Raw genomic sequence first — 25710 nt, 5'->3', positions numbered from 1 at the left:
TATTAACTCACGTATTTTTACGCATTTCTTTACAATATCCTTTTTCTAAATTTCACCACCCAACCTAAAATCTATCTCCATGGCAGCAGAAAAAACTTCAGATCAGCAAGTATTTTATGTAGGACTTTGTATGGCCGGCGCGGTATCTGCCGGGGCCTACACCGCAGGCGTTATTGATTACCTGCTCCAGGCACTAACCGAGTGGGACAAGCGCCGCGGCCAACCCGGCGTTCCGTCACACAGGGTACAGATCCCCGTGATGGGTGGCGCATCCGCCGGGGGCATGACCAGTATCATGGCAGCGTCTTCACTCAACAACCCTATAACCCATATCGATAAGCCATCGGGCGATATCCTGGCCGAACATCCGGAAAATAAACTCTACCATTCGTGGGTTGATCTTGTTCAGGCAGATATGTTTTCAAAAATGCTGGATACCTCTGACATTAAAAGCTCAGGTGTGATATCCGCCCTTAACTCTGATTTTATTAACGATGTTGCCAAACGCGTAGTTGCTGCCGATCCAAAGCAATGGCAACCTACGCCTGCTTATATTAAACCAGGTTTAAAGATCTTCACCACGCTTACCAACCTGCAGGGCTATGCTTATAACGTTCCGTTCAATTCATCATCGCCGCAGCCTACTAAGTACAACATGCGCATCCATAATGATTATGCCTGTTTTCAGCTTACCGAGAACGCTATAACAGGACATAATGATGGTTGGATGCCTTTGGACCTGAAGAATAAAGTTAATACTGATATAGCCGCCGATGCCGCTATGGCAACAGGCGCTTTTCCTGTTGGTTTGCAATCAAGAATAGTAAAACGCGATGCCCAGTATGTTAACAACAACCCATGGCTAAGCAATTACCTGGTTAATAGTCCCGTAGCTGCCGGTGGGTACCAAACCCTGAATGTTGACGGCGGCATGATCAACAACGAACCTTTTGATAAAGTGCGGAGTGTATTGGATGATCTTACCGGTCAGCCGGATGTTGATTATAACAACTACAATAAGTTTGTTTCAACCGTGTTGATGATAGAGCCCTTCCCTACCCAGGCGCCAACACCAATTTCACAATCAAGGGCTATATCAAATATAGTAGGCTTAACGCTATCTTCCATGTTATCGCAAATGCGCTCAAAGGCCGTTAATATTAAAGATGCCATGGACTCGGATTGTGCCGGTCAGTATCTGATCACACCATCGCGCAGGGTAGATACACCTGACGGCAAATCAACCGATCTCACCGGCGAGCAAGCCATTGCCTGTGGCGCATTGAGCGGCTTCAGCGGTTTTTTAAATAAAGAATTCAGGGTGCATGATTTCTTTTTAGGCCGTCATAACTGTAAGATCTTTTTACGTGATTACTTTACCGTGCCCGCCAAAGCACTAACTACCAACTCTATTTTTGTTGATGGCTACGCCAACGCGGATAAAGCCAAATATAAATCAACCCAAAACGATAGCTACCAGATCATACCTGTATTTGAAGAGGAAATCAAATTCCCTGATATTAAATTCAGCTCGGGCAACAACTGGCCTACTATTAAGGAACAGGATATTGATAGGTTTAGCGGCGGTATGAAAGACCGTATCCAAACCATTATGCTTAATGTGGCAGACCTGGGCTGGCTTACCAAAAGCTTACTATGGATAGGTGCCAAAGTGATTTTGAACCGCATGGTAACCAACAAAATTATGGTGACAATAAAAGGCGAACTTAAAACCTGGAAACTGCTGCCATAACGCTGCATTCTTAACTCATTGGCGGGAACAGATTAAGGTAAATTAAGCTTGTCAAAAAAGATTTTGCTTAATTACATTTGCCGCCGTATGTATAAAAAATATTAGCCGGTGTGGTGTTCACCGCGCTTTGGTCTACCGGTGCAATAGCAGCCAAGTTCGGCATTCGTTCGGCCGATGCTTTGATCCTGGCCAGTGTCAGGTTTATTAGTACAGGTTTAATATTTGGCCCTTATTTTTTATTACATAACAAGCACCGCTTTTGGCCCCGCGGCAGCGAGTGGAAGCCTATTATTATTTACGGGCTTTTAAATACCACGTTTACGCTGGGTTCTTTTTTCGCGGCACAGAAATACGCGTCGGCAGGCATGAGTACGCTGTTTTTAGCTGTGGCTCCCTTGCTCATGGCGCTGTTCTCGTCGTGGTTTTTAGGCCGTAAGCTTAGCCGCTTTGAAATTATTGGGATGCTGGTGGCATTTAGCGGGTTGATACTTTCCGCCGCTTCTGAGTTGCCCAAAGGGCATATCAAACCTTTAGGCTTAGTATTACTCATTATCTACATGGTATCCTACGCGTGCAGCAGCATTTATTTTTCATCAATAAAGCGAACGCTCACTAATATTGTTTTTAACGTTTGGCAGGTATTTACCGGCGGCATCATGCTATTGCCCTTTGCCTTCCTGTTTAAAGACTATCACATTCATCATTTAGATACGAACCTCTTGCTATCTATGGCCTGGATGGTCATTGTGCTCTCGTTCATAGCCAATCAGTTATGGCTTTACCTGGTAAAGATAGATACCGTTAAGGCTGCGGCGTGGTTGTACCTTGCCCCTGTTTTCGGATATGCGCTTGGTTACATTTTCTTCAATGAAACCATAACCGTGTTCACCATTTCCGGTACACTGTTAGTAATTGCAGGATTAGTTGTAGCGGGAAGAAATAAGAAAGCAGTTAAGGCTGTAGAGTAGCTATAACTTGCTTCTTAGGTTTGTCATGTTGAACGCAGTGAAACATCTTCTCCGATCTGTAATAGTGGTTGTAAGATGAAGAAGATCCTTCACTACGTTCAGGATGACAAAAAAGAATATTGTTATATCGCCTTAAACACCACTATCCCATTATGGCCGCCAAAGCCAAAAGTATTGCTCATAGCTACTTTTACTTTGTGGTCCATGGCATCCTTCAATACAAATTTCAAAGTATCAGGAATAGCCGGGTCTAAAGTTGTGGTATTGATAGTTGGCGGGATCACTTGGTTTTCTATCGATTTAATAGCCGCGATAGCCTCAATAGCACCGGCAGCACCCAACAGGTGACCAGTCATTGATTTAGTTGATCCTATGATGGTTTTTATCTCTTTATTTTTGCTAACTGCCAACAAAGCATTGATCTCTGAAAGATCGCCTACCGGAGTTGAGGTAGCATGCATGTTCAGGTAGTCAACGTCTTCAATGCTTAAACCTGATTCGGTAAGCGCCTGCTGCATAGCACGGGCAGCGCCAAGTCCTTCGGGGTGAGTTGCTGTCATGTGGTAAGCATCGGCTGTCATTGATGCTCCCGTTACTTCGGCATAAATATGCGCGCCACGGCTAACCGCGTGATCATAATCTTCCAGTACCAAAGCACCCGCGCCTTCGCCCATAACAAAGCCATCACGATCGATATCAAACGGCCTTGAGGCATGTTGCGGATCATTATTACGGGCCGACATCGCTTTCATAGAACTAAAACCACCGATAGAAGCTGGTGTAATAGGCGCTTCAGAACCACCGGTAACTATGATTTTAGCCTTGCCTAAACGGATATAGTTAAAGGCATCCATAATGGCGGTGTTAGACGTTGCACAGGCCGAAACGGTTGTATAATTAATCCCCATAAAACCATTACGGATAGAGATCATACCAGAGGCCATGTTAGAAATGAACTTAGGCACAAAGAACGGGCTGAACCTTGGCTGTCCGTTTCCCCTGGCGTATTCGGTCACCTGTTCTTCAAAGGTTTCCATACCGCCTTGTCCGCTGCCCCAGATAATACCAATATCAAACGGGTCCATTTTACTCAACTCAAATCCCGAATCTTTGATAGCCTCATCTGCTGCTACAAGGGCATATTGAGTAAAGGTATCAGTACGTTTTAGTTCGGCTTTATCCAGATGATCTGTGATATTGAAATCTTTAAGTTCGCAGGCAAATTGCGTACGGAACAATGATGCATCAAAACGGGTGATGGTTGCCGCGCCACTTTTACCGGCAACTAAGTTTTGCCAATAAGTTTCTACATTATTTCCAAGCGGTGTTAAAGCGCCCAGACCTGTTATAACTACTCTGTTTAACATGATGGTTTTATTAAAATCGGCGCAAAGATATAACAATATACCAAATGGTATTTTGACAAATCAATACTAACAGGTTTTAAACGCTGAAAATTACCGGGTTATGGCATGACCAAAAGCTAAAACAGTTCAAAAACCAACCTGATTTAGGCAAGAAAAGAGATGGAATTATTTTCCAAAAATTTTATTTAATTCCAAATAAGGTACCGCATCATTCACAAAACTATAGCCTCCATTGCTTAATTCAATAGCAGCCCGCTGAAATGCGCCCAAAGCTGCCCTTGCCAATGCCGAACCAAGGCTTACCCTTTTTACGCCCAGATCGGCAAGTTCATCAAAGCTGATATCAAACCCGGCAGCACCAAGTACAATATTTACAGGTTTGGGTGCAACAGCCTTTACCACCTGGCTTATTTGCTCCCTTGTTTTAAGTCCCGGCGCAAAAAGCACATCAGCCCCGGCATCGGCATAAGCCACAAGGCGTTTGATGGTATCTTGGAGATCAATTTTCCCGTGGATCATATTTTCGGCCCTGGCGGTTAACATGAAGTGAAAAGGCAGGCTTCGAGCCGCTTCGACAGCAGCCTTTACACGGGCAACCGAAAGCTCAAAATTATATATGGGGTCCTGGTCTTTACCGGTTGCATCCTCTATCGAACCGCCAACCAACCCTACACCGGCCGCGGCTAAAATTGTTTCGGCGCAGGTTTCCGGAGTATCGCCAAAACCATTCTCCAGGTCGGCGGCCACAGGCAAGTGAGTGGCGTTGATAATAGCCAGTGCATTATCAAGGGTTTCCTCGCGACTGATCATAGCATGCCCATCCGGGCGGCCAAGCGCGTAAGCCAACCCAGCGCTTGTAGTAGTAAAAGCCTCAAAGCCTAACCCTGTTAAAATTTTGGCCGAACCTGCATCCCATGGGTTAGGGATAACGAACAAACCATCGCGTTCATGCAACGCTTTAAAAATTTCAGCTTTTTGATATTGGGGGGTATTTATTGCAGATGACATTTTCAGGCAGATTAGTATTTATCGAAGTTAAGTTAAAAAACAGTCGGTAGTCATAAGTCTTAAGTCAAAAAGCAAATTTCCAGCTTAAGACTTAGTACTTCTAACTTACAACTTAATACTATTAATATCCTTAATATTGCAGCAGCAATAGTTATGAAACAACAAGTAGATATTGAAAACTGGATCAGAAAAGAGCATTACAACTTTTTTAAACAGTTTGAGGAACCCTATTACGGCGTGAATGTAGACATTGACGTAACCGCCGCCTATAAGTTTGTTAAGGACAACGGGATCTCGTTTTTCCTTTATACCATGTATCAGTCGTTAGCCGCCTCACAAATTATTGAGCCGTTCAAATACCGCATGGAAAACGACGAAGTTTTCATTTATGACCGGATTGATGCCAGTTCAACCGTTCCGAGAGCTAATGGCACGTTTGGTTTTGGCGAGTGGTCGTTTCACCCATTATTTGAAGATTTTACCCGCGAGGCCAACACAGAAATTGAGCGGGTGCAAAGCAATAACCTGCTTGAGCGCAAAGCTTTAAATAACGTGATCCGTTATTCTTCGCTGCCGTGGATCGACTTCACTTCGCTATCTCATGCGCGGATGTTCGCGTTTGTGGATAGCTGCCCTAAAATTTCATTTGGTAAAATGACCGAACATCATGGCAAACGCACAATGCCTGTATCCATCCATGTAAATCATGCATTAGTTGATGGGATTCACGTTGGCCAGTATATTGATTATTACCAGGAGCTGTTAAATAAAGGATTTTAGGTTAACGTAAAAAAGCGCAGAAGTTGCGTACCTAAGGCACGCCAAAATCTGTTATAATCTAATCTGCTACAAACCTTTAGCACCTCTGGTGTTTTTTCAAACGGCGTGATTTGCCTAAGGAAAGGATTTTAACCTTTCTTAAACACGTTTTCCTTCACCATAAACAATGGTAGCGAGCCATGGTCAAGCACGCGTGAATGGAAATCGCGGATATTAAATTTGGAGCCTTGCTTTTGCTGTAACTCCTGTTTCCAGTGCAGTATTTGCAATGCGCCGTATTTGTAGGTAACAACCTGTGCCGGCCAACGACGGATCCGGGCAATTTCGCGCATGGCTATATCATCCTGTCCGCGGATGTTCTTTTTCCAGAAGGCAAGTGCCTGCTCGTCCGTCCATCCGTAATAATTCAGCGCTACATCCAGTGGTACCCTAACCGAACGCACAATATCCCACTCCCATTTGCCCAACTCATCATAAGGCGTTTTGTATACACCCAATTGCTTGCCCAATTCCTCGGTATAAGCGCCCCAGCCTTCGGCAAAACCCATGTAATAAAACAGCTGCTGCACAGCCGATGTTTTGGTTTGTGCCTCGGTACTGGCCTGATAATGATGTCCGGGAACACCCTCGTGAATAAATAGCCAGTCGACCTGGCGTTTATTGTAAGGCTTGTCAAAAAGGTTATAGTAAAATACATTGCTATCGTAGTAGCCGGGGGTTTGAGCTAATTGCCGGCTTTCGCCTTTTACAATTTTTAGCGGTGCGATATTGGTGTTATCAAACAGCTTCGGCAGGTTAGCGTAAATGATAGTCTTAGTGCTTTCGAACGATTGTTGTACTACTTTCGGATCGCTGATAAAAAAGGAAGGATCGTTGAGGTGTTTATAAAAGTCGTCTTCGTTTAAACCAGTCTGCAGCCGGATAGCTTCGATATGTTTTTGAACGCGACTTACTTCGGTCAAACCAAATTGGTAGATTTCATCAGGAGTAGCGTTGGCGCTTGTCCAACGTTTAAGCAGATAAGCATACCAGGCTTTGCCGTTAGGGATATTTATAATACCGTTGGTTGGAACAGTTGCCGGTTTGTTTTTTAACCAATCCTGTTCAAGGGCAATGCGTTCCAGGTTAAGGCCGGTTTCATAACTGATCAGCTGATAATCTACCTTTTCCGATTCATTTAAATGATCTGCCATAAAAGCCGACAGACCGGTCTTGACTTTTGTAAAAAAGTCCAATTGCTTTTGAACATCGGCAGCGGTACCGATATGCTCTAAACCATTTACATAGCTTAGCTCTAATTGCGGCAGATGCAAATTGTTGTAGCCCGTTACAAAATCTTTGCTAAAGTCATCAAATGTTTGTTGTTTTTTGACCGGGAATACCGACAGCACAAATGCACTAACAGCTACAATAAAAACCTTCATAAAAACGGATTGGATAAACAAACATAATTAATAAACCGTATTTTAATTCAGCAAAGCCCAATATCCCCCTGTTGGGGTGATAAGCCTGTAATCCTTACCGTATAAATTTGATAATCATGGTGTATAGCAAGTTAATTTCGCTTTGTATTTTTATGCTGATTGCCTGTAGTGGATTTGCACAGCTAAGCTATCCCGACGCAACTCTTCCGGCCGATACGCCACATCTGTTTGCTCAAGGAATCCTTACCGATGGGCTGAGTAACCGCGATTTCACCATCTCACTACAGGGCGATGAAATATTTTTCACCCTGCAGCAACCACGTTTTATCACCAGTACTATTTTACATATCAAAAAGAAAAACGGCAAATGGGGTAAGCCCGAAGTCGCGCCGTTCTCCGGCCGTTACCGTGATTTGGAGGCAAGCTTTTCACCGGATGGACAAACCATTTATTTCTCGTCAGACAGGCCTCTGAATGAGAATGATTCTGTAGCAAAAAAAGACTTTGACATTTGGCGGGTTAAACGCGGTAAAAGCGGGGATTGGAGCCAACTGGAAAATCTCGGTCCGCAGGTAAATTCCGCTAAAAGCGAATACTACCCAAGCGTAGCTAAAAATGGCAATCTGTATTTTACGGTAGAAGCCGATTACGGCAAAGGCAGCGAGGACATTGTAGTTTGCAAACCTACCACAACAGGCTACACCAAACCCGAAAGCCTGCCCGAAGATGTGAATACCAAATACGATGAGTTTAACGCCTTCATTGCCCCCAACGAACAGTTTATCATATTTAGCTGCTATGGCCGGGCCGATGACCTGGGGCATGGCGATCTTTACATAAGCCATAAAGATAAATCCGGCAACTGGCTACCTGCCAAACATCTGCCTGCTCCTATCAACAGCACAGCGCTTGATTATTGCCCTTATGTAACCGCCGATAAAAAACACCTGATCTTCACCAGCAATCGTATCAACAATCAGCTAAATAACGGCGAAACCAAAACCTACCAACAATTACGAGCGCTGCTTAACAGTCCCGGTAACGGCTGGGATGACATTTATTGGGTGAAGTTTAACGAGGCCTGGTAAAATAGTTTACGTTGATTGAATATAGCTGTGCAATTGCTCAATGGTTTCCCTTTGTGAATGAATGGTTTCATATACCACATCGCTCATAGAAACAATGCCACACAAGTTATCGGCAACATCAAACACCGGTAAATACCTGATATTGTTTTCGCTCATGATCAGCATACATTCATCAACAGATGACTCGGGAGTGATTCTTGGAAAATTGGTACTTATGATCTCGCCGGCTGTGGTTTCGTCAGAGTGCTTGCCCATCAGGATAATTTTACGGGAATAGTCCCTCTCGGTCATCAAGCCCATATATTTACCATTTTCAGTTACTACTACCGAACCGATATTTTTATCGGCCATCAATTTCAACACATTAAACACAGTAGTTTCGGCAGGTACGGCAGTAACATTGCTCCCCTTGCGAGCCAGGATATGCTTTACACTTTTCATAAATACTCAGGTTAATTTGGTATTTTCAAGATACGAATAAGTAACAGAAAAACAATGGATTATTTAAAAAAACTAAGATTTGGGTCCTGATTTAACTACACCTATAAACACTTAAGCATATAATCCATCTATTTAATTATCATGTCCATTGTTTGGCTAAAGCATAACGTTAATTTAGTAGTTAGCTAATTATATTTTACCTAAACCTGAATTATGAAAACCTGCCTGTTATTGCTCAGCCTGTTTATTACACTTAATTTAAATGCCCAAAGCAAAAAATCTTATACAATCACTATCAATGCCAATATTAAAGGCTTAAAAGATGGCGATAAATATTTTTTAAATGGCCCCAGTGCTGTTGGATTTGATTCATGCGTAGCCCAAAATGGTCGCCTTCATTTTAAATACACCGGCGAACCCGAACCGTTGGTAATAGGCCGAATGAAAGATTCTGGCGGTAATTCGGACGATTTTTTAATTAGCTTTTTTTCTGATGTTTACAATATCAGCATTAGCGGCGACAACGCGTATAAAGACAACATCAAGATATCCGGCTCCCCTTTGATGGACAGCCTCATCCGGTTTAGTAAAATAGTACGACCTATTGAAGACAAGCGTGAGGAAATAGTTATCAGCAGCGTCCGCCGTAATCCTGATAGCATTAAAATCCAACTGGATAGTATCGCGTTGTTAAAGAAAAAAACAATGTCGGCCTATATCCAAGCAAACCTGCATTCATATGCTGGCATTATTCTGCTTTACTATAGTAAAATCGATAAAACATTTACCCCTGCTGAGGCCGATGGGTTGCTAAGAAAGTTTGACCTGGATCTTCAAAATTCGAAATACGGACATCTGGTAAAGCAATTGAATAGAAGGTACAACCAAATTCAAATCGGACAAGTGGCACCCGATTTTGAACAGACCAACCAATACGGAAAACCTATGCGTTTATCCGCTTTTAAAGGCAAATACGTTTTATTGGAATTTTCATCATCATGGTGCGGGCCATGCCGCACCATGAACCCTCAATTAGTATCGCTTTATGACAAATTTAAGGGCAAAGATTTTGAGATCGTTAGCATTTCAAATGATGTTAACAGGCAAACCTGGCTAAAAACCATTAAAGACGATAAACTAACCTGGCCTCAGCTATCTGATTTAAAAGGTCAGCAAAATGAGGTTGCGATAATGTATAACATCAATGCAATACCCCACAATTTCCTGATAGATAGACAAGGAAAAATCATCGCAGATAACATTTACCCTGAACAGCTTACAGAAAAACTGACTAAGCTTTTGAAATAAAAGGGTAACAAAAAGCCCCCCGGTAATTAAACCGAAGGGCTACCAACCTATATAAAACAAACCTATTGTTTTCTCTTTCCCCAAATGGCAGTGCCATGATTGTCTAACCCGGTAAATATCAGGGTTGATGTTATTTTATTTTCCCAATCGCGCTCACGCTCAACTTTCAGTTTGTAGGTGTCGCCGCTGCTGTATTTAAGTTCAAGCCATGGGCTTGTAAATGTCCATTTATCGGCAGCGTTACCATCAATTGTGCCCGCGGCATCCAGCTTAAAGGTTGTTGAAACCTGGAAATCCGGATTGGTTTGCTCGGTACCGTATCCCGGAACAACATGATAATTCAGTGTTATTTTTTCATAGGTTCCCGGGACATCCGTAGAGGCTATCGCCGTTTGGGCCACGTTGGCATACCGCTCCGGCGATACTATCGGCCAGCCATCAGGTGTCCATGATATTTTACGAACATGCAGGTCCATAAAGTAAGAGTTAATACCCGGCCTGCCCTGGTGTGCCATAAAATACTGTCCGCTGCCGTTATCAAATACCGCGCAATGCCCTGTACCCTGCCATCCGCTTTGATTGGTGAACTGATATGGTGCAAGGATCATCGGACCATGATCTTCGTCGGTATTAACGTCGTGCCCGTTATAATCATAGAAAGGCCCGGTCGGACTATCTGCTCGCCCTACCCTAACATTATATTTAGTTTGCAGCCAATCATAACTGATAAACAGGAAATACTTTTTCAGATCAGGGTTGTAGATCACCTCGGCACCTTCAATATTGCCATTGTATTTACCGCCGGTAAAGCCCCGGTTGGCAATGCGTTTACCCTTATCACCCGGCGAAACTGCAAGACCTGTTGAAGGGTCAAGTTTCAGGATATAAATGCCATCCCAGGCCGAGCCGTAGTACATATACTGCTCGCCGCTGGTTGTAACAATCACCGTTGGATCGATAGCATTGGTTTGGATACTGGCATCATTGGCAGATGTTACTACGATACCCTTCTCAGTCCAAGGTCCGTCAGGAGCTGATGCCGTTGCCATACCAATAACACTTAAACGCGCCACCGCCGATGAAAGCGAGTAATACAACCTGTACTCCGATCCCACCTTCATCACATAAGGTGCCCATAGCGCGTTATAAGGTGTACCACCCTTGCCGGTTATATAAGCAGAACCCTGCGCCGGTAACGATGAAAATACCCAGCCCACATATTCCCACTGCACCAAATCTTTCGACCGGCGAATTTGCAGCCCCGACCTTACATCGGTACCAAAAGCCACGTCCGTACTATAGCAGTAGTAATAGTCGCCAAACTTTTTAATGGAAGGGTCATGCACATTGTACACCGTCCATTTAGGATAATAGGTAAAAGCGGAGATATCAGCATAAGTATCGCTAATGCTGTTGATATCAAAACTGCTTGTTACCGGTGTAGTTGTGGTATCCGTTTTAGTGGGTGTTGGCGTTGGTGTTTCCTTTTTTGAGCAGGAAAATATTACTGTTGCCAGCGTTGCTATTAAGTATAGATTTTTCGCTTTCATAAGCCGTCTCTATATCTCCTCCTACAGAAGAGATTTTTTTGTTTATATATTAACCTTCGCGAAAAGCGCGGGATTGTGCGATTCCCCTCTTGAGAGGGGTGTAGGGGTGTGTTTCTGCTTCAAGCATCGCTCTTATAACACACCCCTGCTTTCGCTCATTCCTACGCGCCCCCTCTCAAGAGGGGAACTTAAAGTACCCTCTCCGCTCTCTTTATTAATACCCAGTATTCTGTACCAAACCCACATTAGTTTGCACCTCTGTAAGCGGTATCGGCAAATACTCTTTACCCGGAGTATAAGTATTAAATTCCGGATCCCTGGCTTTTAACCAGGCCAGCTTGGTGGCATCCTGCAACCAGCCCCAGCGGCGGATATCATCAAACCTATGGCCTTCCAGCGAAAACTCCAGGAAGCGCTCATGACCTATCTGTTCGCGCATTTCGGCCTGGCTCATGCCCGGCTTAACGGTAGCCAGATTAGGCAAACCAACACGGTTACGCACCATTTGAATGTATTGATAAGCATCGTTTGTGGTACCTAACTCGTTCAAACACTCGGCATACATCAGCAGCACATCGGCGTAACGCATCAGCCTTTCATTAATGCCCGATCTCCAGTCATACTCATCGGCCTGACCGCTGTCGCCATTTTCATATTTATGGCAAAACAGGGCATTTAATGATGAACTGCCTGCGTAGCGGGTTGCGAAATCCTGGTTGTATAATTTTTCGCCGGGTTTGTTATAGTACATGGTTACATCCAAACGTGGGTCGGTACCGCCACTGGTAGTTTTTTCCTGCAGATATTCGTTATACAATACGGGGGTCGGTTGCACATCTGTAAAACCAAAACTAGCAGCTCCGAAGGTGATGGCACGGGCAGATGTACGCCCCCAACCTGACGTCGGATCACCGCCCCAGCCCAGATCTGTACCTCCGGCATCTCTTGAAAACTGCACCTCGAAAATCGATTCGGCGTTGTTCTCGTTGTTTGCAAAAAAGTTATCGTAATAGTTAGGCACCAGGCTGTAAAGCCCCATATCAATAACCGATTTAAATTCGGCCGCGGCCTCAGTATACTTTTTGGTAAACAGGTAGGTTTTTCCCAGGTATGCCGATGCCGCACCTTTTGTAGCGCGACCAACCTGTCCATCTGGTGATAAGCCACTGTAGGTTGTTGGCAGCATGCTTTCGGCCGATTTGAAATCGCTGATCACCTGCGCCCAAACTACGTCTTGCGGCTGCTGCTTCTGGAAATAATCGGTACTTGAAGCGGCAGGCACTAATGGCATAGGCACGTTTTTATAAAAATCGGCCAGGTGGAAATAATACAATCCACGAAGAAAATAGGCTTGACCTAATACGCGTTTCTTTAACTCGGCATCCATGTTGATGGCCGGCACATATTTCAGCACCTCGTTGGCACGAAGAATACCCTGGTAATAAGCTGTCCATGAAAACAGCACCCCATCACCGGTGCTTTGCATGTTGAATTTGCCCATGTTATAGATCTGGTCCCAGGGGCTGTAGCTTGTAGCGTCATCGCCCCGGGTATTCTCCACTATTGGGGAAAAGCGCATGTATGAACCATCAATAATTAAGCTGCCGTACACCGCGTTTATGCCTTTCACGGCATCGCTGGAGTTTTGCCAGAAAGTTTGAGTTGTTTGCGCGTTGGGGTTTACCGTAGTCAGATCGCTCTTTTTACATCCCATGGCAAATGCAGCCACCAACAATAGCGTAAATACTGCCTTTGTATATATCGTTTTCATTATAAATAATGTTAAATCGTTAATCAGTTTTTATAATCCTAATTGTAAGCCTACCAGTAAAGTGCGCGGGTTAGGGAACGAGCCGTAATCAAAACCGCGGTTAATGGTACCATCGTTAATAAAATCCGGGTCGAAGCCTTTGTACTTGGTTATAGTGTACAAATTTTGGCCCGACAGATATACCCTGAAGCTCCTGATCACATGCGTGCGGTTCAGCAAGCTTGTCGGCAATGTATAACCCAATTGCGCGGTTTGCAGGCGTGCATATGAGCCACTCTGAATAAACCTGTCGGAATTGCGGTTATTGGCATTAGGATCGCCGATTATTGGGCGCGGAACATTGGTGTTGGTATTAGTAGGTGTCCAATAGTTCAGTTCATCGGTGCTGGCATTGGTATACTGGCCGGTCATTAACGACTGGTATACACCGTTGGCTATTTTACTGCCATAGTTACCCTGGATAAATACCGAAGCATCGAAGTTTTTATAATTGGCACTGAAGTTAAAACCATAATACAATTTAGGGATCGCCGAACCTAAGTAAACACGGTCGGCATCATTGATTATACCGTCTTTATTGGTATCCACAAACTTAACATCACCGGGGGCAGCACCTGTTTGGGTAGCATGAGCTGCTACATCAGCGGCATCTTTAAAAATACCTTCGGTTTTAAAGGCGTACAATTCACCAACTTCGCCACCTACAGCGGTTTTGCTATAAGCGCCATAAATTGGGTTACCGCCATTACCTAATGATGTTACTTTGTTTTTAACCGTTGAGGCGTTAGCACTAATAGTGTAATTAAACGGCCCGGTATCCCTGCTACGGTAAGTTACTGTAAACTCGATACCCTTGTTGGTAAACGACGCAGCGTTAACCAGCGGTGTATTGATGGCCCCTACCGAAATTGGAATAGGCACTGATAAAAGGATCCCCTTGATCTTGTTCACATAATATTCTGACGAAAAGCTCAGCTGATCATGAAACAAGCTCAGGTCGATACCAACGTTGGTTGTGCGTTTCTGTTCCCACTTGTTGGTTTGATCAAATACCTGGGTTTGGGTTGCACCAGAAGCCAGGGTGTTACCAAATACATAACTGGCATTAGCATTTACTACTGCCTGGTACGGATAAAACGCAAGGGCATTTACGTTACCCAATGTACCGTAACCGGCTTTCAATTTTAATTGGCTGATGGTTTCGGGCAGATGAAGGAACTTTTCTTTATTGATATTCCAACCTGCGGATACACCTGCAAAATTACCAAAACGGTTATATTCGGGTAATTGCGATGTACCGTCACGACGATAGTTTGCTGTAAGCAAGTAACGGTCATCATAGTTATAGTTTACGCGGCCAAATATTGGCGAATAAAACTTACGCTCGTTACTATTACCGAATACGGTTTTATCGGTTGTATTGCTTACGTTATCAAACGAGAACAGATATGGCTGAGGCAAGTTATAGGCTATACCTGTAAGGTTATCGTTTTTATCTTTTTGATAAGCAGTACCCGCTAATAACTCCACATGATGTTTACTGATATCAAACTTGTAGCTTAACGTATTTTCAATAAGGGCGGTGTAATAATTGCCGCGCGCGTCGCTGTAATAAGCTGTTGTATTTGGGTAGAACCAACCAAGATCATAGATTGGGTCGAAATAAGTATTCTTGAAATCGTTACGGTCATAGCTCGCGTTTAAACGGTATTTCAGGTTTTTGATGAACTCAATTTCCATCCATGCCGATGCCAGCATACGGTTACGCTGCCCCGTGCTGTTCAACAGGTTATTTACACCGATGATGTTAAGTGAAATAGCTCTTTGCGTGTTTTGATCAACACCGCCGTAACCACCCACGCGGTTAGGATCATAAATAGGCATGGTTGGAATAGCAGTAACCAAATCGACTATTTGGTTGCCTGTACCGTGCAGGTGCGGGTAGGCCAGGTTATTATAATCGCCCTCAGTATAGGCAAACTTGGTACCAAAGGATACAATTCCTTTTTTGCCCTGAATATTACCGCTCAGGTTATAACGGGTATATGAAGGGCCGGATACTGTGGTACCGGTTTGGTTAAAATAATCGAAAGCAACATTATAGCTCATATTTTCGTTACCGCCCGATAGCCCTAAATCATGGCTTTGAGTATAACCGGTTTTAAAAGCCGACTTTTGCCAATCGGTATTTACATTGTTAATAAATTTGCTTGAAGAAGGATCATTGCCCGGTGCCAGGGATAAACCGGCATTGGTTTCGGCAGCGTTTGCTATCTGCTGATAACCTACCCTATCGGTAACAGATAACGTTTTTGGATTTTTCTGATAACCAACATAACCGTTGTAGTTGATTTTCATGGCGCCGTTTTTGCCTTTTTTAGTAGTGATGATAACCACACCGTTTGCACCACGGAAACCGTAGATGGCGCCGGCAGACGCGTCTTTAATTACCTGTAAGCTTTCAATATCAGTTGTTGGGAAATCAAACGGCTCCATAGTTGGCACGCCATCAATGATGTAAAGCGGGTTGTTATTAATAAGTGAGCTTACGCCACGGATACGGATAGAAACACCCTCGCCTGGTACACCCGAACCGTTTACTTGCACACCTGCAACCTGGCCTTGTAAAGCCCTGGCAACATCAGGTGTTACCCTTTTACCGGCATCTTTCATGTTGACCACTGCAACAGAGCCTGTAAGGTTTTCTTTCTTCTGCGTACCGTAACCAACCACAATTACTTCGTTCAGTGAGTTAGACGCAGCTTTCAACTGTACATTGATGAGCGAGTTTCCACTCACCGGTACTTCCTGCGAAGCGTAACCAATAAAAGAGAATACGAGAATCACACCATCTGTATTGGCATCCGGGATGTTTATGCTATAGCGTCCCTGCAAATCGGTTTGGGCGCTTACGTTTGTTCCTTTTACTTTTACGGTAACGCCGGGCATTGGCAATCCGGCATCGTCGGTTACTTTACCATTAATACTTCCGGGAGCCATCGCTTTACCCTTTTCGGTAAGTATAACCAGGTTATTATCACTCAGCGTATAATTCAGGTTAGTGTTGCCAAGTACAATTTTCATCACCTCTTCAAGTGATGCATCTTTTGTATTTAAACTGGCGGGCATGTCATTTTTCAACAACATATCGTCGTTATACAAAAAGCGATAGTCAGACTTTTTCTCAATTTCCTTTAGCGCTTTTTTTAGCGATACGTTTTGGAAATTAACGTTGATGCGGGTCTGACCATATCCTTTTGAAAACGCCTGCAACGAGGAGACGAGTACCAGGATACAGATAAATTTAAACATAAGAAGTACTTTCAAAAATTGGTTCAGCCGCACTTGGTTAATGCGGTGTGCATTTTTTTTCATAATTTAGCATTAAGGTTATTTAACTATTTGGTTTATAGAAGGACTGGTAGTTAAGTTGTACCACATTATAATGGGGGGATGCGGGAACATCTTCCCATTTTTTATGGTCTGAAGTTTTATACTTTTCTATGCATAGGCTTATCTCATAAAGTTTTAATAATTAATAAATTACAATTTGGTTAGCATCTGTTTTATAACGAAAGGCCGCAGTTTTTTGCAGGCTTAATAAGGCTTTGTTAATTGATTCTTTTTCAAACTTGCCGGTAAACCGCAGCTTTTTCACCTCCTCATTTTCAAAAACAATATTCACATTATAGCGTCGTTCCATTTTTTGGGCGATGCTTTCAAAATCCTCGGCGTCAAAGGCCAGTTTATTTTCAAGCCATAAAGCTTCAGAGGGCAGGGTATCTTTTTTAGCCTGGTGAATACGGCTAAGGGCTATAAGCGGAGTTTCTTCGGCTATGCTACCTGTAGGGATATTACTTTTAGCCAGCGGCTCCTGGTTATTGATTATTGTAAGTTTTTCTGATGGGTTAAGGATGATCTTCTTTTCAGGATTTTTCAGAACAGTAAGCTCAATTTTACCCCGAACCAAGGCGGCCTCAGATGTTTTATCATGATCATACGAGCGCACATTAAATTTGGTACCCAACACCCTCACACTGATAGTTGGCGTGGTAACAATAAATGGACGTTGCGCATCTTTAACCACATCAAAAAAAGCCTCGCCAACAAGGCTTACTCTTCTTTGATCTGTACCAAAATCATTGTTGTAAGTAAGCTTACTGCCCATATTAAGCCAAACCCGACTACCATCGGGCAACTGAATTTTACTGATGCCGTTTTTGGGAGCAGTTATTTCGTTTGACTTCCCCGGCACAATAGTTTCTTTACGGGTAAACCAAAAAACGCCCAGCATTAAACATGCAGCTGCCAGTAACGATCCCAGTTTAATGATCCTGTCTTTTTTCCTTTTGGTTTGAATGGCGATAACTTCAGCAGCCTCTTGAGCTTCCTTTTCTTCGATGGCATCAAGCTCTGCTTCAAAAGCATCCCATTTGTCCAACAGTTTCTCGTCGTCGGTAGTTTGCTGATCGTTTTTCCAGATCTCCTCCAACTCACCTACAGCGTACAAATCGGCCGCCCCCTGTTGCTGCAACAGTTGCTCAAGTTCAAGTAACTCTTCGGGCGAAGCTTCACCATTTAACTTTTTGCCAATAAGTATCCAGATGTTGTTGATCATTATTTACGGTTCTATATATAAAGACTGTAAATAATCGGGATACCCCAGTGGAAGATTAAATATTTTTTGAAATTTTTTCGGAGGTAGCGGCAGGAGCTGATTTTTGAACTTCCTTAAGACCCTGGGCAAGGTTTTTTAACGCGTTACCCATGTGGTATTCAACAGTTTTTATAGAGATATCAAGCAAGTCGGCTACCTCACGATATTTTAAACCATCCTCTTTTATCAGCTTAAAAACCAGGCGGCATTGATCGGACAGTTTGCTTAAAGTAGTATTTATGAGTTTTGTAAGATCTTCACATACCAGTTTATCCTCGCCGGTAGCGCTTGAGTCAGCAACATCTACATTCACATCATCAATGTTTACGCTTTTGAGCTGATTTTTTGCAAGACTGGTAAGCGATTTGTTTTTAACCGAGGTGTAGCAGTAATAAGTAAAATTATTGATCTCGGGAAGAGAAGCCCGACGTGCCCAAAGGTTCATGAAAACATCGTTGGTGATCTCTTCGGCCAATTCATCCTGCTTTACCAACGATTTTGCCAGATTAAACAGTTTACCATAATAAAGCAAATACAGCCTTTTAAAGGAAGCCCTGCTGCTGTTTAAAGCAATATCATTAAGTAAGTACTTAATCTCGGTATCCAACATTCCTTTATCGGTTGTAATTACTTTAATCAAAAACCTAAGCAGGTTTCTGTTTGGTTCAAATCAATAATTGGTATTAATTAAGGCGAGGGTATCGCACTAATTAAAATCTAAGGTATAATATTTTATTTTAATTGTTCAAAAAACAATTAAAATATTTTTTAACATCAAATGAGAACCTTATGCTAAATTGTTTTACTAAATGGCAAACATGCAATACACCACAATCATCGTCTACGCAAACAAAACACCCTAATCTTATCTTAAGACATCTATTTTAATTGTCACTTATACAATAATAAGACAGTCCAAATTCTTTTTTTGGATTTGTAAACCTCGTGCTATCCCGAAATTAAATTGAGGGCAAATTTTGAAGAAAGTTTTCCATGCCAGATTGAAACCAGCGCAACTAACTATAAAATGGAGTACAGTACAATACATAAAAAAACACCAGGCCTTAAACTACAGGCACTGGTGCTTTTTATAATTTATTTAAATGATTTATTCAATCACCACAGTAGCAATTGAATGCGCAAGGCTTTTGGTTTTAGCAGCTTTGCCTTTAATCCAAAGGCGATAATCAATATCATCATCGGTTTTATTCATGACCACAACTGCCAGTTTACCATCGGTATTTACGTAAGCCGTAGTAAGCAGATTGTTGCGGCTTGATGAACTGGCTACACGTTTTGCACCCGGATGGATAAATTTGGAGAACTGACCTAAATAATAGTATGCATTGGTATAGATCAGTTTATCATTTTTGGTATCGTAGTGAATGGGCGCCATGCAGAAATTGCCCACGTGGTTGGGGCCTCCTTTTTCATCAAGCAATACATTCCAGTCTGTCCAGGCTACGGTACCGATGTTAAAATCGTTAATCATAGATGCGCCATATTTCTCGCCGAAACTCCAGTCGGTATATTTTTCAGGATTAAAATCTGCCGCACAGCCTTCGGTAAGCATTAATGGCTTATCAGGAAAAGTTTGGGCAACCATACGCTCGTTTTCAAAGTTCATACCTGCCCCTTTCGCCGCAATATCTTCATACCAGTGATAGGCAACGCCCCACACGTATTTTGCAGCCTCAGGATCTTCCAGTACGGTGCTTACGCGCTGGTACATCAGATCGCGGTTATGATCCCAGATCAAGAGTTTACGATCCGCATAACCGGCTTTTTTCATAGCCGGACCTAAAAAGTTCTTGATAAAGTCACGCTCTTCTTCGGCTGTGAACACGCATGATTCCCAGGTTTGCACTGCCATTTCTTCATTTTGTACCGTGATACCCCAAATAGGGACACCTTGCTTTTCGTAGGCGTTGATAAACTTACCATACAAATTGGCCCAGCTTTGGTTGTATTCGGCTTTCAGCTTACCGCCGTGTAAGGCATCGTTATTGGTTTTCATCCAGGCGGGTGGGCTCCACGGTGAAGCGAACAAGGTAAGCTTTCCTCCTGCAGCAGCCAGCACCTCTTTAATAAAGGGCACACGATACTTCATATCATGGCTGATATCAAAAGTTTTAAGCGCGGCATCGCCCTCTTTTACGTAAGCATAAGTATCACTCGAAAAATCACAGCTTTGGATATTAGTGCGCCCGAGTGTATAGGCAATGCCTTTGTCTTTATCATAATAATCAGTCAAGACTTCCTGCTGCTTATCCTTCGGCATTTTGTAAAATACCTCGGCCGAGGCATCGGTAAGTGCCCCTCCAATGCCCAGCATGGTTTGATAGGTTTGAGCGGGATCAACAAAAATGGTAATCTCGTTCTCCAAAGGCTGCGGGTAAGCTTCAAACTGAAGTGTACCGCTTTCCGTCATCTTTTTATCGGTGTTTTTGGCGGTTACGTAAACCTTTGCCGTTTTACCATCTACAGAAAACGTAGCCTTTTGGGCATTGGCCAGGTTTGCCGATAGCAGCAAAAGTGCCAATCCTAAGGGGCGGGTATAAAATTCAATTCTCATAATTTAGGTTGATTGGTTGATTGATTTTTACGCCAGGATATGGTTAATCTGCTTTAATTCCTCATCACTAAATGAAGTATTTGCCAAACAACCGATAGAATCCGTCACCTGTTCGGGCTTACTTGCGCCAATTAATACCGATGTAATACGCATGTCTTTCAAGATCCATGATAACGCCATTTGCGCCAGGTTTTGACCGCGTTGCAGTGCTATCTCATTTAGTTTTGCTGCTTTCGCGATATTTTGCTCAGTTATCGCGTCTTCATCGATAGCACCGTTACCGCGGTGAGCTGCTGCTCTTGAACCTTCAGGAATACCTTTCAGGTATTTATTGGTCAACAAACCCTGCGCCAGCGGCGAGAATGGGATACAACCAACCCCTTTATCTTCCAGCACATCAAGCAGTGCACCTTCAACCCACCTGTCGAACATGGAGTATTTAGGCTGATGGATCAAGCATGGCGTACCAAGCTCCTTTAGTACGGCTACCGCTTTTTCTGTTTCGGAAGCGCTGTAGCTTGAGATACCTACATACAAGGCTTTACCCTGGCGAACAATCAGATCCAGCGCGCCCATAGTTTCTTCGATTGGGGTTTCAGGATCCGGACGGTGATGGTAGAAAATATCTACATAATCCAATCCCATGCGCTTCAGACTTTGATCAAGACTGGCTACGAGGTATTTTTTTGAACCCCAGTCGCCATAAGGACCAGGCCACATACCCCAACCTGCTTTACTTGAGATGATGAGCTCATCGCGGTATCTTTTAAAGTCATCTTTAAAAATGTGCCCAAAGGTCTCCTCGGCTGAGCCTGCAGGCGGACCGTAGTTATTAGCAAGATCAAAATGGGTAATACCTTTGTCAAAAGCCAGGCGTAAAATATTACGGGCATTTTCCAGGCTGTCGATACCGCCGAAGTTGTGCCATAAGCCAAGCGATACCGCGGGCAGTTTTAAACCACTGTTACCGCAACGGCGGTATTCCATATCCTGGTAGCGATTTGCATTGGGTAGATAGGTCATATTTTGTTTGATTAATGAATGCCCAAAATTGACCTATCTATCGCAAAAATCCATTGAACTGGGACAAGAAATGAAATTATTTACCGGCTAATATTTGGAAGGATGCCCACAGGCCGACTTATATTTGAGCCATGTTTCAAAATATCAATAATTACGCGGCCCGATCGGTTAATTTAACCACTGAAGAAACAGCGCTGTTTAATGAGATATTGGAATACAGAAAAGTCCCCAAAAAGACCCGCTTGCTCCAGGCCGGCGACATCTGCAATTTTGAAGCATACGTAAACAAAGGCTGTATCCGCGAATATGTTATAGATGAAAATGGGGCCGAAGTTACCCTGCAATTTGCCGTTGAGGACTGGTGGGTAAGTGACCTGGCCAGTTTTCAGGATCAAACTCCGGCCCACATGAACATCGAAACGCTGGAAGATTGTGAGCTCCTCATCCTCACCCGCGATTCAAAAGAGCGCCTGCTAACCGAAGTGCCCAAACTGGAACGCATGTTCAGGCTCATGCTGCAAAGGCATTTAACTGTGGTTCAAAAACGATTATTTAAAACCATATCCACCACCGCAATGGAAAAATACCTGGAATTTATTAACCGTTATCCAAATATTCCGCAAAGGGTGCCACAGCATTATATAGCCTCATACCTGGGTATTTCGCCTGAATTTTTGAGTAAGTTGAGAGCGAGGAGTTTGAAGAAATGATTATATAAACTTCTGGCAATTGCGTTCCCAATACTGTTTAATAAAACCCCATTTGTAATTTTTATACTTTTCAATTACGTCAATTGGGTACTTTTTGATAATTATCTTTTCTCTTCCCTCCGTTTTTGATATAAATATTCCAGGCTCTTCATCGCAACCTCGTCCCGAAATATTACCTATTTTGACGACCTTGTTATTTATGATCTTAAAGAGGTCGCTATCCCAATCCGAATCGGCGCATCCGCTACGGCGGTATGAATAATATAGAAATGTACCTCTCAATTTTTGAGGATCGGGATATTCCGAAAAATTATCTACCAGCACAAATTTCTTAGCGCGTTTATCGTACAGTGCAAGTTCGCACACTCCTGGAACATTCGACATGTATTCAATAAGCAGATCTTGATATCCATCGTCATTAAAATCAATAAACTTAAATGAAGACAAACCATAATCAGACTGTCGAATTAAACTTATTTTGCCATCGCGACTAACAATCGATATCGACAAATCACTTGTTTTATAAATAGCCCGGTAAGGTACACCATCAACCTGCGCCTTAACGGTTTTATAAGTATCTTCCTGAGCAAATAAACAATTAGCAGTAATAGTTAAAACCAATGCGATAAGGAAGGTTTTCATTGAAATACATTTATGTCTCTAATTTAAAACAAAAGGGCAAATCGTTATAAACCATCTGCCCTTTTATCAAATTATTAAAGATAAACGCTACTTAATTCCTGTGAATATGTAACCCATTAAACTGCCTTTTACCGTTTTCGTAGGTTGTATTTCCTTTGGCAAAACGCGGATATTTTGCGCTGTATTTCTTAAATACACTTTCAGGTTGTTTCACTCCGTTAACGATCATTTCTTCGCCGTTGAATGAAAGCTCGTGCAGGGCATCTTCGTTAGGGAGAATATGATCCGCTACCATATCGCCGATCATCTGTTTTAACATCCGCTGATCTTCGGCGGCACGCTCCTGGTCTTTTTTGGCCTGAATTTGATCCAGGTGGGCCTGTTCCTGATCTCGTTTAGCTTGTACCTGGTCACGGCTGGCTTGTTCCTGATCACGGGAAGCCTGCTCCTGGTCACGTTTGGCCTGGACCTGATCTTTAGATGCCTGCTCCTGATCGCGTTTTGCTTGCTCCTGATCTCGTGCGGCTTCTTCCTGTTCAACTTTTGCCTGTCGCTGATCACGTTCGGCCTGTTCCTGGTCGCGTTTCGCCTGCTGCTGATCACGACCGGCTTGCTCCTGATCGCGTTTAGCCTGCGCCTGGTCTTTCTTTGCCTGGATCCTGTCTTTCCTGATTTGCTCACGGATAGCTGCTATAGCTGCGCTATAATTACCCCATTTGCTTGATGGAATAGTTTCACCATCTACGGCCAAAGCGGTTAGTTTATTATTAACCAGTTCCATTTGGTAAGTTTTACCCTTCCAGTTGGTTTGAATTTTCTCATGGCCCTTCCCGTCAATACTATGGTAGTTGTTATAAGGATCATAAGCGGTTCTTTTAGCTGGTTGCTGAGCGTTTACCGCTGTTGTGAAAGCTAAAGCAGCTATCAATATCAGGCTGCTTTTTAAATAATTGGTTTTCATTTTTCTGTTGATTTAAATTTTGAAAAGCCTATAGGCTTCGTATTTGTTGATTCCTGTTATTTTCCTTTTAGTTTTTCCAATGCCTTTTTTCCGCCCTCATTTTGCGGATTTAGCGCAATTGATTTTTGGTACATTTTTATGGCATCTTCCTTTTTGCCTGCACCGGCAAGCGCTTCAGCATAGCTATCATAAGTATTAAAACTGGCCGGATATAGGAGTGTATTGAGTTTAAAAACCTCCAAAGCCTGGCCGAGGAAGCCATCGTTCATCATGTCATAACCCAGCCGATTTAATTCCCTCTCGTCCATGAAATAATGAGCTGTGTCTGTTTTAGCCTCATTGAAAAGTACAGTTGCGGCATCGGGGCCTTTCTGATGCAGGGTTATTACATAATCTTTAGCCAGCGACCGCTTGCCCCGGTAGATATCATTCCCATTGTTTAAAATATAAAAGGCATTAAGTCCTTCGGGATGAAGGCCGCGATGGGTTACATTATCAAGCAGGATCACAGTTTGCTTCCGGGTTATATTGCGAAGAAATACGGTAACCACACCCGATGAACCACCCGAATGCCATACTACTTTGCCATAAGTTGTATCCTTGAGGATCTCCCAGCCGAGACCATAATATGATTTCGTGTTTGCCCAGCCGGCGCTTGCTTTACTTCCGTCATTAAGTAAAGTTGGAACAAAGGCTTCTTCAAGCACTTTCTGTTGCAGTAATTTGCCACCGTATAAAGCTTCATCGAACTTTAGCAGATCACCGCTGGTACTCACAACCGCTGTAGGCCCAATTATAGCCCCCAATATTACCGATTCGATATGATCACCTTTTACCGAATCAACACGCTTCAACTGCCCTGGCGAGTAGCTGATAAATTCATAGCGCTGAGCCCGGTTCTTGTCGGCTACCGGCAACAGAGGCGTTTCAATGTAGCTATGAGCCATCCCCGCAGGATTAAAAACATATTTAGCCAAATAGTCCTGAAACTTCATTCCGCTCAGCTTTTCAACTAACAGCGCAAGCAAACCGAACCCGGTATTTGAATAGCTGTATCTTTCACCTGTTTTGGATAATAAGCCGCGACTGTAATTTTTTAATGCAGGGATCAAGTCATTCAATGCATAAATCTTTTCCGGGTTTTCGCTATAAGGCTTCTCAAAAATCTGGTAGTCGGGCAAGCCGGAAGTATGTGATAACAAGTGCCGCAAAGTGATCTGCTTCCAGGGGAACTCGGGAAAATACTTGATGAACGGATCATCCAGTTTAAGCTTGCCGTTTTGCTTAAGCTGTAAAATTGCCACCGCCGTAAACGTCTTTGATACCGAAGCCATATTAAAAGCAGTTTGATCGGTATTTAACAACTTCGAGGCCACATCGGCATAGCCAAATGAACGCTGATAAACAACTTTCCCTTTTTCGGCAACCAGCACGTTGCCATTAAACTCATGCTGACCATACAATGCCGTAAACAAGCTATCCAGTCGCTTTTGCTTGTCCTGTGCCAGCAAAACGCTTGTTGTCCCGTTGAAAAGTATAAGCAACAGGCATGTAATCACCATACCTCCCGATAAATAATGTTCCTTCATTTCCAATTAAATTTTTGTTAGTAAAAAGGCAATACAATGCCATCCAACTCAAAGCCGGTTGTTAAAAATCTTGGCTTTCCTGAATTAAAAATGCA

General features: G+C 43.2%; 20 protein-coding genes. 6 read left to right on the top strand and 14 right to left on the bottom strand.

What is annotated here, in order from left to right:
• Positions 1 to 79 precede the first annotated feature (79 nt).
• Both EAH55_RS11100 and EAH55_RS11095 read left to right on the top strand, forming a co-directional pair.
• Positions 80 to 1753 carry a patatin-like phospholipase family protein gene (locus tag EAH55_RS11100; protein WP_121809677.1) on the top strand — a complete coding sequence of 558 codons (1674 nt, stop codon included), beginning with the start codon at positions 80 to 82 and terminating at the stop codon, positions 1751 to 1753.
• Between the two features lie 110 nt (positions 1754 to 1863).
• Positions 1864 to 2721, top strand: coding sequence for a DMT family transporter (locus EAH55_RS11095; RefSeq protein ID WP_121809676.1), 858 nt, complete (start codon positions 1864 to 1866; stop codon positions 2719 to 2721).
• Between the two features lie 122 nt (positions 2722 to 2843).
• On the opposite strand, the gene fabF is transcribed toward EAH55_RS11095, so the two are convergent.
• Together fabF and EAH55_RS11085 are read right to left on the bottom strand one after the other, a co-directional pair.
• Positions 2844 to 4088: a beta-ketoacyl-ACP synthase II gene (gene fabF, locus EAH55_RS11090; protein WP_121810051.1), complete on the bottom strand. Its 1245-nt coding sequence runs from the start codon at positions 4086 to 4088 to the stop codon at positions 2844 to 2846.
• Positions 4089 to 4253: 165 nt separating this feature from the next.
• Positions 4254 to 5096 (bottom strand): isocitrate lyase/PEP mutase family protein, encoded by an 843-nt coding sequence (locus EAH55_RS11085; protein ID WP_121809675.1) that lies wholly within the window; start codon positions 5094 to 5096, stop codon positions 4254 to 4256.
• Positions 5097 to 5249: 153 nt separating this feature from the next.
• On the opposite strand from EAH55_RS11085, the gene EAH55_RS11080 reads away from it, so the two are divergent.
• Positions 5250 to 5876, top strand: coding sequence for a chloramphenicol acetyltransferase (locus tag EAH55_RS11080; RefSeq protein ID WP_121809674.1), 627 nt, complete (start codon positions 5250 to 5252; stop codon positions 5874 to 5876).
• A 128-nt stretch (positions 5877 to 6004) separates the two neighbouring features.
• Here EAH55_RS11080 and EAH55_RS11075 read toward each other — a convergent pair whose 3' ends face one another.
• On the bottom strand, positions 6005 to 7300 hold the full coding sequence (locus EAH55_RS11075; protein ID WP_121809673.1) for a DUF885 domain-containing protein: 1296 nt from the start codon (positions 7298 to 7300) through the stop codon (positions 6005 to 6007).
• A 116-nt stretch (positions 7301 to 7416) separates the two neighbouring features.
• Between EAH55_RS11075 and EAH55_RS11070 the strand changes: the two genes are divergently transcribed.
• Complete coding sequence (locus EAH55_RS11070) at positions 7417 to 8388, top strand: TolB family protein (RefSeq protein ID WP_121809672.1); 972 nt, start codon at positions 7417 to 7419, stop codon at positions 8386 to 8388.
• Between the two features lie 6 nt (positions 8389 to 8394).
• On the opposite strand, the gene EAH55_RS11065 is transcribed toward EAH55_RS11070, so the two are convergent.
• The gene (locus tag EAH55_RS11065) at positions 8395 to 8829 is read right to left on the bottom strand and encodes a CBS domain-containing protein (RefSeq protein ID WP_121809671.1); all 435 of its coding nucleotides are present in this window, start codon (positions 8827 to 8829) and stop codon (positions 8395 to 8397) included.
• 213 nt (positions 8830 to 9042) lie between these two features.
• Here EAH55_RS11065 and EAH55_RS11060 point away from each other — a divergent pair, with 213 nt between their 5' ends.
• Positions 9043 to 10137: a TlpA disulfide reductase family protein gene (locus EAH55_RS11060; protein WP_121809670.1), complete on the top strand. Its 1095-nt coding sequence runs from the start codon at positions 9043 to 9045 to the stop codon at positions 10135 to 10137.
• Between the two features lie 62 nt (positions 10138 to 10199).
• Here EAH55_RS11060 and EAH55_RS11055 read toward each other — a convergent pair whose 3' ends face one another.
• The 7 genes from EAH55_RS11055 to mgrA form a co-directional block, all read right to left on the bottom strand.
• The gene (locus EAH55_RS11055; protein WP_121809669.1) at positions 10200 to 11687 is read right to left on the bottom strand and encodes an arabinan endo-1,5-alpha-L-arabinosidase; all 1488 of its coding nucleotides are present in this window, start codon (positions 11685 to 11687) and stop codon (positions 10200 to 10202) included.
• 214 nt (positions 11688 to 11901) lie between these two features.
• Positions 11902 to 13458, bottom strand: coding sequence for a RagB/SusD family nutrient uptake outer membrane protein (locus EAH55_RS11050; protein WP_121809668.1), 1557 nt, complete (start codon positions 13456 to 13458; stop codon positions 11902 to 11904).
• Positions 13459 to 13488: 30 nt separating this feature from the next.
• Positions 13489 to 16833: a SusC/RagA family TonB-linked outer membrane protein gene (locus EAH55_RS11045; protein WP_121809667.1), complete on the bottom strand. Its 3345-nt coding sequence runs from the start codon at positions 16831 to 16833 to the stop codon at positions 13489 to 13491.
• 160 nt (positions 16834 to 16993) lie between these two features.
• Positions 16994 to 18076, bottom strand: a complete 1083-nt coding sequence (locus EAH55_RS11040; protein WP_121809666.1) for a FecR family protein — start codon at positions 18074 to 18076, stop codon at positions 16994 to 16996.
• 55 nt (positions 18077 to 18131) lie between these two features.
• Positions 18132 to 18755: an RNA polymerase sigma-70 factor gene (locus EAH55_RS11035; RefSeq protein WP_121809665.1), complete on the bottom strand. Its 624-nt coding sequence runs from the start codon at positions 18753 to 18755 to the stop codon at positions 18132 to 18134.
• A 468-nt stretch (positions 18756 to 19223) separates the two neighbouring features.
• Complete coding sequence (locus tag EAH55_RS11030; protein WP_121809664.1) at positions 19224 to 20690, bottom strand: glycoside hydrolase family 30 protein; 1467 nt, start codon at positions 20688 to 20690, stop codon at positions 19224 to 19226.
• Positions 20691 to 20717: 27 nt separating this feature from the next.
• Complete coding sequence (mgrA, locus tag EAH55_RS11025; RefSeq protein WP_121809663.1) at positions 20718 to 21713, bottom strand: L-glyceraldehyde 3-phosphate reductase; 996 nt, start codon at positions 21711 to 21713, stop codon at positions 20718 to 20720.
• Positions 21714 to 21844: 131 nt separating this feature from the next.
• Here mgrA and EAH55_RS11020 point away from each other — a divergent pair, with 131 nt between their 5' ends.
• Complete coding sequence (locus tag EAH55_RS11020; RefSeq protein WP_121809662.1) at positions 21845 to 22423, top strand: Crp/Fnr family transcriptional regulator; 579 nt, start codon at positions 21845 to 21847, stop codon at positions 22421 to 22423.
• On the opposite strand, the gene EAH55_RS11015 is transcribed toward EAH55_RS11020, so the two are convergent.
• The 3 genes from EAH55_RS11015 to EAH55_RS11005 form a co-directional block, all read right to left on the bottom strand.
• Entirely contained in the window at positions 22424 to 23065 is a 642-nt protein-coding gene (locus EAH55_RS11015; RefSeq protein WP_121809661.1) for an XAC2610-related protein, read from the bottom strand. It abuts the gene before it with no gap.
• A gap of 91 nt (positions 23066 to 23156) precedes the next feature.
• The gene (locus EAH55_RS11010) at positions 23157 to 24026 is read right to left on the bottom strand and encodes a hypothetical protein (protein ID WP_121809660.1); all 870 of its coding nucleotides are present in this window, start codon (positions 24024 to 24026) and stop codon (positions 23157 to 23159) included.
• A 56-nt stretch (positions 24027 to 24082) separates the two neighbouring features.
• On the bottom strand, positions 24083 to 25615 hold the full coding sequence (locus tag EAH55_RS11005) for a serine hydrolase domain-containing protein (RefSeq protein WP_121809659.1): 1533 nt from the start codon (positions 25613 to 25615) through the stop codon (positions 24083 to 24085).
• Positions 25616 to 25710: the final 95 nt, after the last annotated feature.

The sequence above is a fragment of the Mucilaginibacter kameinonensis genome (genome assembly GCF_003675385.1).
GTDB classification, from domain to species: Bacteria; Bacteroidota; Bacteroidia; order Sphingobacteriales; family Sphingobacteriaceae; genus Mucilaginibacter; species Mucilaginibacter kameinonensis.
The sequence above is the reverse complement of the archived record's forward strand: the minus strand, read 5'-3'. Positions and strand labels throughout refer to the sequence as shown.